The organism is Alteriqipengyuania abyssalis (assembly GCF_019857185.1).
GTDB lineage: Bacteria > Pseudomonadota > Alphaproteobacteria > Sphingomonadales > Sphingomonadaceae > Alteriqipengyuania > Alteriqipengyuania abyssalis.
Map to the genome: position 1 here is coordinate 107036 of NZ_JAHWXP010000001.1, position 17302 is coordinate 124337.

Genomic DNA, 17302 nt, shown 5'->3' on the forward strand with positions numbered 1-17302 from the left:
ACCCATGATCCAGTCGATTCCTTTGAAGAAGCTCGTCCCGAGCCCGCGCAACGTTCGCAACTCGAGCGACGTGCTGGCCGACCTCCAGCTGCGGGCAGACATTGTAGCGCGCGGCTTGCTGCAGAACCTTGTCGTGCGCAAAGGAAAGCGCGGCAAGTTCGAGGTCGAGGCCGGCGGTCGCCGCCTCGCTGCGCTGCAGGCGCTGGCCGAAGAGGGCACCTTGCCCGACAACCACGAGGTCACCTGCCTCGTCATCGAAGGCGAGGAAAGCGAAGTGCGCGAGGCCAGCCTTGCCGAGAACTTCCAGCGACTCGCAATGAACCCGGCCGACGAGGCGCAAGCCTTCGCTTCCATCATCGAGGCGGGAGCCACCCCTGAAGACGTGGCGCGTCGCTTCGGCCTCACCGTCCGGTTCGTCGAAGGGCGTCTGCGCCTGGCCTCTCTCGCGCCTTGCGTCTTTGAAGCCCTCGCCGAAGGCACGATCACGCTCGACATGGCGAAGGCCTACGGTGCGATTTCCGACGTGGAGCGCCAGGCGCATGTCTATGCAGAGTTGCAGGACGCCTGGTACGAGATCACGCCCGACACGATCCGCCGCATGGTGCTCGACGCCACGGTGCGCGGTTCCGATCCGCGAGCTGTCCTCGTCGGACGCGACGCCTACCTCGCCGCAGGTGGCCGGATCGAGCGCGAACTGTTCGACGATGATGCCAGCGAGAGCTGGATCGATGTCGCGCTGCTTGAGGACCTCGCGCACAAGGCCATGGAAGAGGCAGCAGAAAAGACCGCGCTCGAATATGGCCTTGCCTGGGTGCGCCCGACACTTGGCACCTATGTCAGCCATGACCTCGTCGAAGGTCTCGGCCGTCTGCCATGCGAGCCTGCGCCAATGACCGAGCAGGAAGCGCAGGAGCTCGGCGAACTCGAGGCCGACTACGACCGCGTCGCCGCTGTGCTCGAAGACGAGGACAGCGACGAGGACGAGATTGCCAAGGCCGAACAGGAACTCGTGGTGATCGACCGTGCAATGCGTGCGATCAACGATCGCCCACCGGTCTTGGCCGACGAGCTGAAGGCCGTGGCCGGTGCCTTCCTCGTCCTCTCGCGCAATGGCGAACCGACCTTGGTTCCACAGTTCTACACCGAGGCCGAAGTCATCGCTGACGAAGGTGTGGTCGAGACCATCGAGGAAAGCGGTGCGGCGAAGCCCAAAGGGAGCTCGCTGTCCCAGCGCTTGCTTGACGAGCTCGCGATGCAACGCCGCGACATCCTGGCAATCCATCTCGCCAATGATCCGGCACTGGCGCTCGACTTCATGGTTTTCACGCTCGCTGATGCCGATGGGCATGACTGGCGCGCCAAGAAAGCTTCGACCCTGGTCGGCTCGGTTGCGTCCGGGCCTGTCACCGGGTTCGAGGCCAAGGATGCACCGGCGAGTGCTGCGCTGGCCGAGTTCGCCGGTTCGCTCGACGAAAGCTGGCGCTCGGGAGAGAGTGATGTCGAGCGGTTTGCGAAGTTTCGAGCGCTTTCCGACGAGGCACGTTCGGCCTGGCTCGGCCATGTCGTCTCGCGCACTCTGGTTGCCAGCCTGGCCTGTGAAGGCGAACGCTCGGTGCCGCTGCACGAGGCGCTCGGCTCGCTCCTCGAAATCGAGACCGCGCATTGGTGGCGTCCCACGGCAGCCAACTACTTCGACCGCGTGGCCAAGGCCCGCACGCTCGAAGCGCTCGATGCCGCTGGCGGTCCCGAACTGGTCAGTCGCTATGCTGCTTCGAAGAAGGCAGAACTGGCGAGTGCTGCCGAGCGCATTTTCTCGGGCAACTTCATCGGCGAGGCAGATATCAAGGAACGAGCGCAGGCCTGGGTACCTTCGATCATGCGTTTCGCCGGTGCCGAAGAGGTCGAACCGGTTGACGCCGAAGGGGATGAGCCGGTCAGCAATGTTACAGCTGATGAGATAGCCGAGCAGGCTGCCTGACCCCTCCTGACAGGTCCAGGTCACTCGGCAGGCGGTCCGTTCCATTTGGGACGGGCCGCCTTTTCATGTCAGATATCGGTTCGATAGATGACCACTCCCGCTAAATGATCACACGCCAAAAGCAGGCAATAAATGTGCCGACGTATTGATTTTTCTAACTTCCAGAGAAAGGGTGTAGCGATCATGAGAACCACGCCCGCCGCCAAATGCACTGAGCGATACAAGGACCCGACAAGAAGGGAACGAAAGCCAGGATGACGACGAATACCCTGACGCGACGAACTGAGCCATTCCTAATGGGTTTCGCCACTGAGCGAGGTGGGGAAGTCGAGGAGTTGCGCGGTCGTTACAGCGACCGTCGCCAGATGTGGGTCGTCGAGGCCGAAGGGGTCGAGATCCCGATCGTCCAGGCCGGGGCAACGATGCTAGGCCAGACCCACACTAAGACCATGACCCAGGTAGAGGCGGACGACGACGACCAAGCGCGCGGCGCCTTGGGAGAGACGTCGACCACAACCCGCGTGCGGCAGGAGACGGACGACCAAGACCATGACATGATGGCTTTCGGCGGGACAAGGACATTGACTGAGGTACAGCAAGAGGCCGACGACCAAGACCAGAGCTTGGCCCCGATGGCGGAGACTTCTACGCTGACCAAGGTTAGGCAGGAGGCGGACGATCAGGATGCATCGCTTGCACTCCCTGAGCTGCAGACAAAGACCGATGTCCAGCAGGAGACTGACGACCAAGCCGGAATGTTGATCTGACCAGCCCCGATGACCGTCCTTCTGGCCACCAACAAGCGCGACGTGACGACGGATTTCATCGCCCTTGAGCTTGAGCGTAGGGCCTTGGCCTTCCACAGGCTCAACACTGAGGACATGCTTGAATACCGCGTCTTAATGCCGAACGGTGATCCATCCTGTATGCGTCTCGTTAATCGAACACGCGAACTTGAACTCAGCGAGGTGACCGGGGCCTATTACCGCCGCCCCCTTCCGCCGGAAATCCCCCATAACACCCCGTCAACCGCTGCTTATATGCAGGCGGAATGGTCAGCCATACTAAGGAGCGTGTGGAACGCGCTTGCAGGGCGGTGGCTCAATTGTCCCTTTGCGATACTGCGAGCTGAGGACAAACCAAGACAGCTGGCCGTCGCACGGGCGGAAGGGCTGCAGGTTCCGCGGACCCTGATTACTAACGATGCTGAGCATGCGAAGAACTTCTTGGCGGACGGTGCAATCGTGGCGAAGCCGCTACGCCACGCACTCATCGAAGACGGAGGCGCCGGCAAAGTCGTTTTCACGTCGCGGGTCGAACAGGACAACGGGCTGACTGGAATCGAAAGCGCACCGGTGATTCTGCAGAGTGAGGTGCCCAAGCGTGCGGATGTGCGCGTTATTGTCGTCGATGACCAAGTCTTCGCGACCATGATCGAATCGCAGGCACACGAAGAAACAAGTGTCGACTGGCGCAAGGGCGTGCGGACGGACTTGGAGCATCGCGCTATTACTCTGCCTCACGAAGTCGAAAAGGCCTGCGTAGCAGTGACACGTTCTCTCGATCTGCGGTACTCTGCGATCGATCTCATCGAAGATCCTGGCGGCATCTTCTGGTTCCTCGAGGCTAATCCAAACGGCCAATGGGCGTGGATTGAGCAACGCACCGGAGCTCGGATCGCAGAGGCTATCGTTTCGGGGCTGGTCAGATGAATCTCCTCGACCTCCTATTCCCCTATGCCGAGCCTCTATCGGACGCTGAGAGCAAAGCGCAGAAAGAAGGCCTCGACAGCGATATCGCCGCCATCGAGTCTGCCAAGTTCAAAAACGATCCCGCCCGCGCGCTTGCGGAGGCCCAACGCGTGGCCGACGCCGAGACCGCCAGGGTCCGCACTGCTGAAACAAAGGCTACGACCTATCTCGCCGTTCTCGCGGCGCTGGTCCCTCTTATCATTGCGTTCCAGGCGGCGACTTGGGAGGAACGAGCTGGTCCGGCCCCGACCTGGTTGAAGCTGCTCGTACTGAGCGTGGCCATGATCTACTTGGCGGCTGCGGGATACCACGCGTTTCGAACATTGCAGGTTTCGGGCTTCGAGCGGGTCGTGGAAGGAGAGATCGCGGCTGCTTGGAGCACGCGTCAACCGCTCCGTAGGCTGACACGAAGCACACTGCTCGCTTCCCGCCGGTCGAGAAATGCAGTCAACCGGAAGGTCACCTGCATCAAGGTTACCCACGAACATCTCATCCGCGCATTCGCGGCGTTCGTGCTCATGCTCGCGCTCGACCCAATCTTCTACGCCGTTGATTGGACAATGGGCGATGCTGACGGGTCGGTCAAAGATACTCCGACGGCCGCAGCGACAATTGCTGTCGAAGCAACCGGAGAGGTCTCGGATGAAAGTCGAGAAGCGTTGCCGGCAGACGACGGTCCAGTGGTCGGCCCTTCGGGCACGCCTTCCACTGGAACTCCTGAGGCACCGCCAGCACAACCGGGCTCAGATGCCGACGGATCTCCAAGGGGCGTGCGAAAGGACTGAGCGCAGTCATGATGGGTGAGGTGCTTCCGGCCGGCTGAGACCCCGACATCTGCTGTTAGGATCAGCCTCCTTCATCACAAGCATCCCAAATTTGGGCGCAAAGGACCCACCAAGTACGAGAGCAGAGGGAGCTTTGCTCTTCCTGAACCGGGACATGTCCGTCCCGGCGATCAGGAGAACTCCCATGACCAAATCCCGCCGCACTGCTTCAGATTCGCCAGCCCGGCGCATCACCGATGCCATCATCGAAAAGCTTGAGCAAGGCACCAAGCCCTGGGTCAAGCCGTGGCGAGGCGTGCCGGATTCACGGCCCTTGCGCTCCTGTGGAACCCCCTATCGCGGCATGAACACCTTCTGGTTGTGGATGGTGGCCGATGGCTGCGGATACGCCTCGCCATACTGGATGACCTACCGTCAGTGCCAGAAGCTCGGCGGACAGGTCCGCAAAGGCGAAAAATCGACCATCGCGATCTTCTACAAGAGCTACACCAAGGAGGTCGAGAACGCCGAAGGCGAAGCCGACACTGAAAACCGGCGTGTGCTCAAGGCCTATGCCGTGTTCAATGCCGATCAGTGCGACGGCCTCCCTGAGTTCTACCATCCCAAGCCGCTGGTTGCCGCGCTTGAGCCCGAAGGGCGCAAAGAGCGGCTCGATGCCTTCTTTGCCCATATCGGCGCAGACCTGCGCCACCATGGCGCGCAGGCCTATTACGAACCGCTGCGCGACCGCGTCACCATGCCGCCAGCTGAACTGTTCGAAGCCTACGACCACTACTACGCGACGCTCGCACACGAGTTGTCGCACTGGACGGGTCATTCTTCGCGGCTCGACCGCGATCTCAAGAACCGCTTCGGCAGCGACGCCTATGCGGCCGAGGAACTGATCGCCGAACTGTCCTCGGCCATTCTCGGGGCAGAACTGGGTCTTCCGGTCACACACCTTGACCATCACGCCAGCTACATCGCGTCCTGGCTCAAGATCCTCAAATCAGACGAGCGTGCGATCCTCACCGCTGCGGCCAAGGCCGAGGAAGCGGCCAGCCTGCTGCTCGAGCTTGGTGGCCACCAGTCCTGCGAAGGGGAGGCCAACATCGATCTCGCCGATGCAGCCTGAGGAGCAGTGAGATGGGACGTTCCGTCAGATATCCGACCGGCTCCGTGGTGGCCTCTCGCCTGCTCGATGACGGCGAATACGAAGATATCGACTGGGTCTACGAGTGCCTCGTAGACGAGATCATCGATACCACGAAGGCGGCATTTCCTTCCTTTCAGCGCTTCGATGGATGGCGCGGCCGCGAGGACCGCATTCTCCTACGAAACGCCTTCGCCGATTGCGGCATATCGACGTGGTGTGGGCTTGCCGCGATCTGGCTCGTCGAACGCGACGATCCCCGGTACTGGGAAGCCGACTTCAGCCAGCCGCGAACGGCGAGGGCGCAGCACTGGCTTGCCCAGGTGTCCGGACGGTTCGTCGACCTGTTTGGTGAGCTGCGCATGGTCGGGCGGTTCTCGAATGGCGAAGCAATCTTCGAGCGCTCCCGATCCGCTTGCGCAATTTGGTCCTGATCCTGCCTCGTCCCGGTCCGCCGGGGGAGGCCCTTGGGCCGGTCGGGGCTCGCCGCAACCTGCGGCCCGTCGGCCCGTGTTGCCCGCGCCAGCCTAGGGCCGCAGGTTTCCCGCTACGCGGTGCGTCACGCCCCTTGTCCCGGCCCTGATCGGGCTCCGGCGGACAAGGCCGAGGCAATGGTGCCTCCTCTCCTTGTCCGCACGATCAGGAGACACCCCATGTACGACAGCTTCATCAACCAGTTGAGCGGCCTTGACCTTTCAGGCCTCAGCATCAGGCCAACCCCCTTCAACGACACAGACTTTCCCTGCGATGACGCGATCGACCAGACGCTTGGCGCAGTCTGGTCCGACCTTTTCGCGATGTTTTCCGACACCGCCCTCGAGGCCGATGCCGAGGATATTGCCTGGGGCGTGGTCAATCTCTTTCACCGCGCAGCCAGCCGCAAGTCGGCTCAGCTCGACCGGGCCAGCGACGAGATCCGAGTCCTGCTCGCATCCGCCGATGGCTCCGAAGTGCATTCGAGCAATCTTGAAGAGCAGGTAGAGCGCGCGCAGGCCGCCGAAGCCAGCATGCTTGCCTTCGAGCAGATGCGCGAAACCGCCGCTGCGCTCTATCTTGAAGAGATCGGATCGTCCTGGCGTCCCATGACCGGTTCGCGTTCGAACCACGCCGCCCATATGACGTCCGCTGTCGTCAATGCACGTGACTTCCTGCGGGCTCGTGCAGAGCGCCGCCGGGATGCCAATACACCGCAAGGCACGCCAATCGTCTTTTCCGGAGGCCGGTCTTCGTTTGCCACCGCGGAAGACGCCAAGGCTTTCGCCTCCAAGGTCTGGTCAACGCTCGACAAGGTACGTGATCATGTGCCCGACATGTTTCTGGTGCACGGCGGCGACACCAAAGGCGTTGATCGGCTTGCGGCCAGCTGGGCCGAACGGCACGATATACAGCAATTGGTATTTTCACTCGACAGACGGCTGGGGGCACGAGCCGGGTTCAAGCGCAATGAGCAGATGCTTCAGATGAATCCGCGCTATGTGGTCGCGCTTCCTGGCAATGGCGTTCTTGAGCGTCTAGTGATTGACGCCAAGGCCCGGCGTATCACCGTCGTTGACCGGCGCAGCTTGGGTGCAAGCATCCCAAAACGATATGATTGAACGTCGAACTTGCTACGCGCCGGCGACGATTATGTCGCTGGCGCGCTAATTGGTTCTTGTTTCGTGCGGTAGGCCAACAGCCTTTTGTAGTCCGATGCAAATTCGCCTGGCTTTACGCCCCCGCCCGGTCCTCCTTCGACAATATAAGAGCACTGGTGGTGCGGCTGAAGTCGATCAGGTCTACTTCCCGCAGCTCGAGGTCATCGGCGACATCGCCGGATCGGTCGAGCGGCTGGGAAACCGTCTGGATGGCAAGCTGCAGTGCGATCGCAGCTATTACACTGTGCTGCACCACGAGATTGCTTCGCACATTTCCGAGACCAGCGACGACGAACGTTTTCCGATGGTCCCCCAGCGCGTGGTTGCCGACGTACGCAGCGTAATGGCGCGCGATGATATCGTTGCGCTCGACAACGGTATCTACAAGATCTGGTTCGCCAGAAACTACATTGCGAATGAACCGGGTACCATCCTTCTCGACAATGCATTGGCGACGATGGGCGCAGGCCTTCCATCGGCCATGATAGCGGCGATGCTGTCGCCGGGGCGCAGAGTGCTCGCGGTATGCGGCGATGGCGGGTTCATGATGAACTCGCAGGAGCTGGAAACGGCCGTCAGGCTGGGCCTGAACCTCGTCGTACTCGTCCTGAACGATGCGGCATACGGCATGATCCGCTGGAAGCAGGACCAGCTCGGCTTTCCGGACTACGGCCTAACCTTTTCCAATCCCGACTTCGTCACCTACGCACAAAGCTATGGAGCGACCGGTCACCGGGTCGAGCGGAGCGCAGATCTTGTGGCGGTCCTGAACGCCGCATTCGAGGCGGGCGGCGTGCACCTTGTCGATCTGCCCGTCGACTACTCCGAAAACAAGAAGGTGCTGATCGACGAACTCGGCGCAAAGGTGTGCGAGCTATGAAGACGATCGTTCACAATCCGTTCGACCGCGAGCCGGTTGCAGAAGTGCCGCTTGTCGACTGGCCTCAAATCGATGAATGGCTGAATGAAGCGCAGTTGCTCCACCGCGACCGCCATGGCTGGCTTGCCGTGCACGAGCGTGTCGCCATCCTCTGGCGGGCTGCGGATATCATGCGCGAACGAGCCGAGGATCTGGCTCTCCAGATCGTCAGGGAGGGCGGCAAACCGCTGGTCGATGCGCGCGTGGAAGCCGGTCGCGCGATCAACAGCGTCGACTTATGCGTTCAGGCGCTCAGCGATGGCGGCGGTCACGAGATCCCCATGGACCTGACAGAAGCGGGTGCGGGAAGGACGGCATATACCTTCCGCGAGCCGATCGGTCCTGTCGTGGCGATCTCGGCATTCAATCACCCGCTCAACCTGATCGTCCATCAGGTTGGACCGGCGGTAGCAGCCGGGTGCCCCGTTCTCATCAAGCCTGCGCTGGAAACGCCTCTGTCATGCCAGAGCTTCGTGAGCATTCTTCATGAAGCCGGCCTGCCCGAGGCCTGGTGCTGGTTCGCACCTTGCGGCAACGATATTGCCGAAAGAATGGTAACCGATCCGCGCACGGAGTTCTTCTCATTCATCGGTTCTGCGAAGATCGGCTGGATGCTTCGCTCGAAGCTGGCGCCGGGAACCCGCATTGCTCTCGAGCACGGCGGCGCGGCGCCGGTAATCGTGGACAGCGGCGTGGAGCGCGCAGCAGTGATCGCCTCGTTGCTCAAAGGCGGGTTCTATCATTCGGGTCAGGTCTGCGTTTCCGTGCAGCGCGTGTACGTCCCTGCTGCAGAATTGAAAGACTTCGCTCATGACCTAAGGCGAGCTGCCGAAAAGCTGGTAGTGGGCGATCCCGCCGATGCTGAGACCCAATGCGGACCCCTGATCCGAACGGAGGAAGTTGACCGCGTCGAACGCTGGGTCGATGAAGCCATCGCAGCAGGAGGCACCCTGGTGTGCGGGGGAAGCCGTCTGAGTGACACTCTTTTCTCCCCGACCGTCATTGTCGATCCTCCGGATAGTGCCAAGGTATCCCAGGAAGAAATCTTCGGCCCCGTGATCTGCGTGTATGGCTATGACGATATCGACCTGGCTATCGAGCAGGCCAATGCCCTGCCTTACGCCTTTCAGGCCGCTGTATTCAGCGATCGGCTGTCAATCGCCAATCATTGCATACAGTCTCTTGCGGGATCAGCTGTGATGGTGAACGACCATACGGCATTCCGCGTGGACTGGATGCCTTTTGCAGGGCTGCGCCGCTCCGGGCTTGGCGTCGGCGGGATCCCCTACACTATGGCGGATATGAGCATTGAAAAAATGGCCGTCTGGAACTGGCCTGCGGCGGCATCATAGCCCGTTCGACAGACCCGGGATGGCGACACGGGCAGCTTCGCACTCGTCGGCCTTTCCCGAAGTTAAGTCTCTTATGGGCGGCCGACAAAAGCCGTGCATTGGCGAGCCTGACCGAACTGGCGCACGAGGCGCGGACATCAAGGCTCGGCGGTACCCGCAAGTGCATCGATGATGCGGCAATCGCCTACAGTGTCTTGCTCGCAGGCAGCGATCATACGCCCAAGTTCCGTCCGCAACGCCTCCAGGCTCGCGATCTTGCGCTCGACCTCGCCGAGATGGCTTCTGGCCAGAGCGTCGATGCCCGCGCAGGACCGGTCGGCATCATCGGAGAGGTCGAGCAATTCCCTGATGCGTGCCATGGAGAAGCCGAGATCACGCGCGCGCCGTATGAAGTTAAGGCGCGCTTCCTCTGCTGGTCCATAATCGCGATAATTGGCCCGCGTGCGTGGAGGGGCAGCGACGATACCCTCACGCTCGTAGAAGCGGATTGTTTCGGATTTGACGCCGGTTATCCGGGCAAGTTGACCAATTCTCATGACAAAGGCTCCTGCCGCTTGACCTTGTAGTTACTACAAGGTGCATAGGGCGGATCGACGCAAGGAGTCGAGTAAATGGGAAAGACCTGCTGCGGCCCCGATGAGGCCGGTGCAAACAACAACGATCCGACATGGCGGCGCATTCTGTGGATCGCACTGGGCCTTAATGCAATCATGTTCGGCGTGGAGATCGTGGCAGGCATTGCTGCGGATTCGCGCGCCTTGCAGGCCGACGCGCTCGACTTTCTCGGTGATGCGGCAAACTATGCTATCAGTCTCGGTGTAGCGGGGATGGCGCTCGTCTGGCGCGCGCGTGCGGCTCTCGTAAAGGCGGCGACCATGCTGGCTTTCGGCCTGTGGGTGCTCGGCTCGGCCATCTGGGGTTTCTTTGTCGGGGCGTCGCCCGACCCGGGAACGATGGGCGCCATCGGTTCTCTTGCTCTGGCGGTAAATCTCGCCGTCGCCGCGATGCTGTTCCGGTATCGCTCGGGCGATGCGAACATGCGCTCGGTGTGGATCTGTTCGCGCAACGACGCGATCGGTAATATCGCCGTGCTGGCGGCAGCGATTGGCGTTTTCGGCACCGGCCGTGCGTGGCCCGATCTGGTTGTGGCGAGCATCATGGCAGGACTGGCGGTGTGGGGAAGTGCCGAAGTCTCCAAACAGGCCCGTGGCGAACTGCGCTCTACCTAAACTCCAGAATATCCCCGCGATCGGGGGTTGGAGGAAATACATTTCCGTCTACACCCTGCTATTGCGAATTAATTGCAACAGATATAGAGACCCCTCATGCATCGCATCGTCTCCGCCACCGTCCATCCGGCACTGCGGCTCATTCTGCTGGCGCTTGCGCTGTGTCTGTCCGTCACCGCGAACGCGGAAGAACCCGACGTGCGAACCACCTGGCGTCTGCTCGATTATATCGCGGTCGACTACGCCTCCGCCGTTTCCGAGGGACGTGTTGCCGACGAATTCGAATATCGCGAAATGGTGGAGTTTTCCGATGTCGTGGCGCGGCAGATCGCTGCATTGCCGGATACTAAAGACAATCAAGCACTCATCCGCCGATCGGACCAGCTGCGAGCTCTGATCGCCAATAAGGAACCCGCCGAGCGAGTTGGGCGCTTAGCGCGCGCGCTGGCAGCCTCGTTGCTGACAGCCTACCCGGTTCCGCTTGCCCCTTCGCAGGCGCCCGACCTTGACCGCGCCCGCACTCTCTTCGCGCAGAACTGCGCCTCGTGTCACGGCGCCGCCGGAAGTGCGCCACCGGCCGCAATGCAGGCACTTGATCCCCCGCCGATCGACTTCACCGATATCGACCGGGCGCGGCAGCGCAGTGCGTTCGGGCTTTACCAGGTCATCACGCAAGGGCTGGAAGGAACGTCCATGGCCAGCTTCGCATCGCTGTCCGACGAGGATCGCTGGGCGCTTGCATTCCATGCCGGCAGCATTGCTTTTGAAGATGTGGCCAAGGGCGAGCGTATTTGGCGGGAAGATGATGGCATACGCCAGCTTGTCCCCGATCTCGAGACGCTCGCCGCGCTCACACCGGAAAGTCTGGCCGAGCAGATCGGCGAGGACCGTGCGCTCGCCGTCATGGCCTATCTTCGCGCCAATCCCGATGCGGTGGGACAGGCAAATGACGCAGGTTCGCTCGCCTTCGTTCGCGATACGCTCGATCGCAGCCTGTCAGCTTATCGGGCTGGCAACCGAGAGGAAGCGCGGCAGCTTGCCCTGTCTGCCTATCTCGACGGGTTTGAACCCCTGGAGGCCCTCCTGGCAACGCGCGATGGCGGTTTGATGCGGGAGGTAGAACAGGCGCTCGGGCAATTCCGGGCCGGAATAGAGTCCGGTGCGAATCCATCCGAACTACAGCAACTAAGGGCTCGCATCGATAGTCTGCTGGCAAGAGCCGAGGAAGCGTTGGCTCCTGAGGCGGCCAGCGAAATCTCGAACTTTCTCGGGGCGTTCACCATCCTGCTGCGCGAGGGGATCGAAGCACTTCTGGTTGTGATCGCCATGATCGCCTTTGTGAAAAAGTCGCACCGCTTCGAGGTACTGCCCTATGTCCATGGCGGGTGGATCGCTGCTCTTCTTGCAGGTGTCGCCACCTGGGTCCTGGCAACCTACTTTGTGAGCATCAGCGGTGCGAGCCGCGAGATGACCGAAGGGATCGGCGCGCTGCTTGCGGCTGTCATTCTCGTATCGGTCGGGATCTGGATGCATGGCAAATCCCAGGCCGAGGAATGGCGGCGCTATATCCAGGAAAAAATGGGCAAGGCGCTTTCGCGCGGATCGGCATGGTTTCTCTTTGGTCTTGCATTCGTGGTCGTCTACCGGGAAGCGTTCGAGACTATCCTGTTCTACGCTGCCCTGTGGAACCAGCAGAGCAGCGGCATCATACTGGCAGGTGCCTTGTCCGCAGTAGCGCTGCTGGCGCTCATTGCATGGGCCATGCTGCGCTACAGCCGCAAACTGCCGATCACCCAGTTCTTCCGCTACAGTGCTATCCTGATTGCGATCCTTGCGGTCATTCTCGCGGGCAAGGGCGTGGGCGCTTTCCAGGAGGCCGGAGTTCTTTCCGCCACTTTCATTGCCGGCTTGCCGCGCCTCGCCGAACTCGGCTTCTTCCCGACTGTCGAGACGATCGGCGCGCAATTGCTCACGCTGCTGGCCCTGATTGCCGGATTTCGGGTAAGTCGATCACCATCGGGACCGCAGCCGGCAGCTGTCGAGGGATAGGAGATCCCGGTTTGCGATCAGCGGGGTCCGGTGCCGAGACGGCGCGCGAGCCACAAGGTGGCCGTGGGAACCGCGACCCACATCACGATCGGTACCAGGCCGATTTTGGTCCCGGGCACAAGCGGCATGATTGCACTATAGGACCACCCCCAGTCGGCACCGACAGCCAGCACTTCGACCATGGCAGTAATGGCCAGGCCGATTCCCAGGAACACGACAAAACGCGAGATCGGCCAGTCTACGAGCCACGGCGTTTTACCACTGCCGACAGAGGCGCCGAGATAAGCGGCCACCATGATCCCGGCATCGCCGAACGAGGCCAGGCCGCAGCGACGTGCTGCCTCGGCAGGCGACAGACCTCCCGACTGGTAGAAAGGAAGCTGGAGCATCTCCCAGGCGAAAGCGATGAGAATTCCGAATATCGCGATCCAGAGGGCTGGATGAGCACCGCGCCATTCGCGCGATTCCTCAGAGATTTGGTCCTGATCCTGCATCGTCTGATTCGTCACTCCTGCGATCTCCGTCCCGTCCCCATCGCTCAGGTATCGAATTTGGGAAGAGCGAGGCCGCGCAGGCGCAGGGCGTTGCCGATCACCGATACCGAAGACAGGCTCATCGCTGCGGCCGCGATCATCGGGTTCAAAAGCAACCCGGTCCATGGATAGAGGACACCTGCTGCGACCGGTATGCCGAGCGCATTATACGCAAAGGCAAAGAACAGGTTCTGCCTGATGTTGCGCATAGCGGCCCGAGACAGGACGAGCGCCTGAACAACGCCGACGAGGTCGCCGCGCACCAATGTCACGCCCGCGCTTTCGATCGCGACATCGGTACCCGTTCCCATCGCGATGCCGACATGCGAAGCGGCAAGCGCGGGTGCGTCGTTTATGCCGTCGCCGGCCATAGCGACCCGGCGACCCTCGCTCTTCAACTGCTCGATCTTGCGATGTTTGTCCTCGGGCGAGACGTTCGCTTCGACTTCGTCGATACCGACCTGGCTTGCTACCGCACGCGCGGTGGCTTCGCTGTCGCCGGTAAGCATCACGATCTTGATGCCGCGCTCATGCAACGCGGCAATAGCGGTGCGGCTGGTTGCCTTGATCGGATCGGCGACCGCGATAAGGCCTGCCGGTGCCCCGTCCACGGCCACGAACATCACCGTCTGTCCGAGGCTTCGGCCTTCGTCCGCCGTTGACCGCCAGCCTTCTTCGAGCGCCCCTATACGCTCCATCATCTTTTCATTCCCGATCGCGACCAGGCGCTTGTCGACATTTGCCTGGATACCTTCGCCGGTCACGGATTCGATATCGGAAGCGTCGAGAATGGCAGCGCCCCTGTTTTGAGCCCCTTCCACGATCGCGTGGGCGAGCGGATGCTCGCTTCCTCTCTCAACGGCAGCGACAAGGCTCAGCAATTCCTGCTCGTCGAAATTTGGCTGCGGTTTTACGTCGACAAGATCAGGCTTGCCCCGGGTCAGCGTTCCGGTCTTGTCGACGACCAGCGTATCGATCTTTTCCAGCGTTTCGAGCGCTTCGGCGTTCTTGATCAGGATCCCGTGCTGCGCGCCCTTGCCGGTACCGGTCATGATCGACATCGGCGTCGCCAGTCCGAGCGCGCAGGGACACGCGATGATCAGAACGGCGACCGCGTTGACGAGCGCGTAGGCAAGGGCCGGTGCCGGTCCCCAGATGGCCCAGACGACAAAACTCACGATAGCGACAAGGACGACGATGGGTACGAACCATCCGGTGACCTGGTCGGCGAGCCGCTGGATCGGTGCCCGGCTGCGCTGGGCCTCCGCGACCATCTGCACGATCTTCGAGAGCATGGTGTCCGCGCCGACCTGCGTCGCGCGCATGGTGAAGCTGCCGGTCTGGTTTACGGTGCCCCCGATCACGGGATCGCCCGCGCTTTTCTTGACGGGAATGGGTTCGCCACTGATCATGGATTCGTCGATGGCACTGCTTCCATCCTCGAGCGTGCCATCGACGGGGACCTTGTCGCCCGGACGCACGCGCAGCAGGTCCCCCGACGTCAATTCATCGAGCGGTACTTCGCGCTCGTCCCCGCGACCGAAGATCTTCATCGCGGTCGGGGGTGCGAGTTCGAGAAGCGCTCGCAAGGCGCTCGATGTCGATCCGCGCGCCTTGAGCTCGAGCACCTGCCCGAGCAGCACGAGGGTCGTGATAACCGCTGCGGCCTCGTAATAGACGCCGACCCGGCCCGCATGATCGCGGAATGCCTCGGGAAAGATGTCCGGGGCGAGGGTTGCCACAAGGCTGAACAGATAGGCGATGGCGACGCCGAAGCCGATCAGGGTGAACATGTTGAGGTTCATGGTCCGGACCGATTGCAGCGCGCGGGTGAAGAAGGGCCAGCCGCCCCAAAGCACCACCGGAGTTGCCAGCAGGAGCTGCAGCCACTGCGCGATAGCGGGTTCGATGACCTGATCGAACGGTCGCGACGGGATCATGTCGCCCATCGCATAGGCGAAGAGCGGCAGCGTGAAGAGCGCGCTCCACCAGAACCTTCGCCGCATGTCGACGAGTTCGGGATCGGGGCCCTCGTTCAGAGTGACCGTTTCGGGCTCGAGGGCCATCCCGCATATCGGGCAAGAGCCCGGCCCCGGCTGCCGGATCTCCGGATGCATCGGACAGGTATATATGGTACCTTCCGGGACATCCTCGACAGCATCGAGGTGCGCCTTCGAAAGATACATCTCCGGATCCGCGCGGAACTTGTCGAGGCAGCGCGAGGAGCAGAAGTAATGGTCGCCACCCTCGTGTCGATCGACGAAGCGGGCGCCGTCCATCTTCACGCTCATTCCGCAAACGGGGTCGGTCGCCATACCCTCGATTGCATTGTGCCCATCGCTCATCTGTCGTTCTCCCCTAATTGGCCATCACCACGAACTGCCCCATCATGCCTGCGTCCTCGTGCTCGAGGATATGGCAGTGATACATGTAGGGAGTGTCGGGATCGGTATTTTCTTCGAACCGCAACAGCAGCCTGACCTGTTCACGCGGGTTGACGATTACGGTGTCCTTGAAGCCCGCCTCTTCCGCCCGCGGAGGCCGACCGTCCCGGTCGAGCAAGCGGAACTGCACGTTATGAATATGAAAGGGATGGGCCATCATCGATGCGTTGGCGATTTCCCATATTTCCCACTGACCCACCGGTACGCGCTGATTGATGACGTCCATGTCCATGGTTTCGCCGTTGATCGACATGCCCCGGCCCATCATGCCCATATCGAGCACGAAACGGCGGCTGCGAACGGCGAGTGAGGGGTCTGGCGCAGCAAGCGCGGCCAGAGTGGGCGGGAGCATTACTGGAGTTGACGCGCCTGAGGGGCGCATATCGAGGATCGAAAACGTGCGCCCCTGCCTCTCGCGATCGGCCCGGTTTCCCATCATTCCGCCGCCCATCATACCCCCGCCTTGCCCGCCCATCATGCCCATGGCGTTAGCAGGGCTGCTGGCAATCAGCCGGAGCGGACGCCCTTCGGAAAGATCGACGATCACTTGTGCGCGTTCGCCTGGGGCAAGGGTAAGACTGCGAACCTCGCTTGGCGCGGCAAGCAGGCCGCCATCGCTTGCGATGAGTTGCATCGGACGATCACCTTCGAGCGAGAAGGTGTAGAACCGCGCATTCGATCCATTGAGAAGCCGCAGGCGCAGCGGACCGGCGGCGGCCTCGAAAACGGCATTGGCCGTTCCGTTCACATAGATGCGCTCACCCATCACCCCCATCATCCGCGAGTGCATATCGAGCGGGTAAACAAGGCGGCCCGCGCCGTCGATCACGCGATCCTGCACGACGAGCGGTATGTCATCTACACCGTACCGGCTCGGCAGATCGAGGCGATCCTCTTCCTCGTCGCGCACGTAGATCGGGGCAGCAAGTCCGGCATAGACCTGTGGTCCGGCCCGGCGATGCAGATGCGAATGATACCAGTATAACGAAGCGCGCTGGCGTATTTCGAAGGACGGGCTCCAGCGCTCACCGGGCCGTATGAGCTGGTGCGGCCCGCCATCCGCTGTGGCGGGAAGTTCGAAACCATGCCAGTGGACGGTCGCATCTTCGGCAAGCTTGTTGTCGATGTGAAAGCGAACCTGTTCGCCGCGGCGCATTTTGAGGGTCGGGCCGAGATAGGATGCGTCGATACCGATCGTCGGTGACGCCGTGCCGGGCACGAATTCTTTCTCGCCCGGTGTCAGGGACAGGCGAAAGACACGCTCGCCCCGTTCGATCGTTCCTGCCTGTAGCCGAGGTATGGCAAGAGGATTGCTTTCGCCTCCCTGATCGAGCGACATCCTGCTTTGCGTACCGCAACCCAGCAGCGGCAGCGCGGCGAAACCCGTCGCCGCGAGGCCGGCGCTCTTGATGAAGTCGCGGCGATCCTTAAAGTCGGGCCTGTCGATACCTGGCATATTCACCTGTTTTTGCGTGGGAGGCACCGGCGCAACCGAG

The 17302-nt window shown here is 61.7% G+C and carries 15 protein-coding genes; 11 read left to right on the forward strand and 4 right to left on the reverse strand.

Going from position 1 to position 17302, the window contains the following annotated elements; all coding sequences use genetic code 11:
- The first annotated feature begins 4 nt into the window (after nt 1–4).
- The 9 genes from KYN89_RS00520 to KYN89_RS00560 all read left to right on the forward strand — a co-directional run bounded on the left by KYN89_RS00520 (nt 5) and on the right by KYN89_RS00560 (nt 9551).
- A complete protein-coding gene (locus KYN89_RS00520) occupies nt 5–1978 on the forward strand; it encodes a ParB/RepB/Spo0J family partition protein (RefSeq protein WP_222823331.1) in 1974 nt (657 codons plus the stop codon).
- Nucleotides 1979–2232: 254 nt separating this feature from the next.
- A complete protein-coding gene (locus KYN89_RS00525; RefSeq protein ID WP_222823332.1) occupies nt 2233–2745 on the forward strand; it encodes a hypothetical protein in 513 nt (170 codons plus the stop codon).
- A 9-nt stretch (nt 2746–2754) separates the two neighbouring features.
- Nucleotides 2755–3690, forward strand: a complete 936-nt coding sequence (locus tag KYN89_RS00530; protein ID WP_222823333.1) for an MvdC/MvdD family ATP grasp protein — start codon at nt 2755–2757, stop codon at nt 3688–3690.
- Nucleotides 3687–4514, forward strand: a complete 828-nt coding sequence (locus tag KYN89_RS00535) for a hypothetical protein (RefSeq protein WP_222823334.1) — start codon at nt 3687–3689, stop codon at nt 4512–4514. Before KYN89_RS00530 ends, KYN89_RS00535 begins: the two co-directional genes overlap by 4 nt.
- Before the next feature lie 184 nt (nt 4515–4698).
- Nucleotides 4699–5628, forward strand: a complete 930-nt coding sequence (locus KYN89_RS00540; RefSeq protein WP_222824074.1) for an ArdC family protein — start codon at nt 4699–4701, stop codon at nt 5626–5628.
- An 11-nt stretch (nt 5629–5639) separates the two neighbouring features.
- Entirely contained in the window at nt 5640–6080 is a 441-nt protein-coding gene (locus KYN89_RS00545) for a hypothetical protein (protein ID WP_222823335.1), read from the forward strand.
- A 219-nt stretch (nt 6081–6299) separates the two neighbouring features.
- Nucleotides 6300–7241, forward strand: coding sequence for a DUF2493 domain-containing protein (locus tag KYN89_RS00550; RefSeq protein ID WP_222823336.1), 942 nt, complete (start codon nt 6300–6302; stop codon nt 7239–7241).
- 94 nt (nt 7242–7335) lie between these two features.
- Nucleotides 7336–8160: a thiamine pyrophosphate-dependent enzyme gene (locus tag KYN89_RS00555; RefSeq protein WP_248284927.1), complete on the forward strand. Its 825-nt coding sequence runs from the start codon at nt 7336–7338 to the stop codon at nt 8158–8160.
- Nucleotides 8157–9551, forward strand: a complete 1395-nt coding sequence (locus tag KYN89_RS00560) for an aldehyde dehydrogenase family protein (RefSeq protein ID WP_222823337.1) — start codon at nt 8157–8159, stop codon at nt 9549–9551. The genes KYN89_RS00555 and KYN89_RS00560 overlap by 4 nt, the downstream gene beginning before the upstream one ends.
- A gap of 137 nt (nt 9552–9688) precedes the next feature.
- Here the strand turns inward: KYN89_RS00560 and KYN89_RS00565 are convergent, their stop codons facing one another.
- The gene (locus KYN89_RS00565; RefSeq protein ID WP_222823338.1) at nt 9689–10087 is read right to left on the reverse strand and encodes a MerR family transcriptional regulator; all 399 of its coding nucleotides are present in this window, start codon (nt 10085–10087) and stop codon (nt 9689–9691) included.
- A gap of 75 nt (nt 10088–10162) precedes the next feature.
- Here KYN89_RS00565 and KYN89_RS00570 point away from each other — a divergent pair, with 75 nt between their 5' ends.
- Nucleotides 10163–10780 (forward strand): cation efflux transmembrane domain-containing protein, encoded by a 618-nt coding sequence (locus KYN89_RS00570; RefSeq protein ID WP_010240550.1) that lies wholly within the window; start codon nt 10163–10165, stop codon nt 10778–10780.
- Between the two features lie 96 nt (nt 10781–10876).
- Entirely contained in the window at nt 10877–12829 is a 1953-nt protein-coding gene (locus KYN89_RS00575; RefSeq protein ID WP_222823339.1) for a cytochrome c/FTR1 family iron permease, read from the forward strand.
- A 17-nt stretch (nt 12830–12846) separates the two neighbouring features.
- On the opposite strand, the gene KYN89_RS00580 is transcribed toward KYN89_RS00575, so the two are convergent.
- The 3 genes from KYN89_RS00580 to KYN89_RS00590 are packed head-to-tail and all read right to left on the reverse strand — an operon-like array spanning nt 12847 to nt 17262.
- A complete protein-coding gene (locus KYN89_RS00580; protein ID WP_224801916.1) occupies nt 12847–13338 on the reverse strand; it encodes a hypothetical protein in 492 nt (163 codons plus the stop codon).
- Between the two features lie 29 nt (nt 13339–13367).
- Nucleotides 13368–15677 carry a heavy metal translocating P-type ATPase gene (locus KYN89_RS00585; protein ID WP_429699533.1) on the reverse strand — a complete coding sequence of 770 codons (2310 nt, stop codon included), beginning with the start codon at nt 15675–15677 and terminating at the stop codon, nt 13368–13370.
- A gap of 43 nt (nt 15678–15720) precedes the next feature.
- A complete protein-coding gene (locus KYN89_RS00590; protein ID WP_222823341.1) occupies nt 15721–17262 on the reverse strand; it encodes a multicopper oxidase family protein in 1542 nt (513 codons plus the stop codon).
- Nucleotides 17263–17302: the final 40 nt, after the last annotated feature.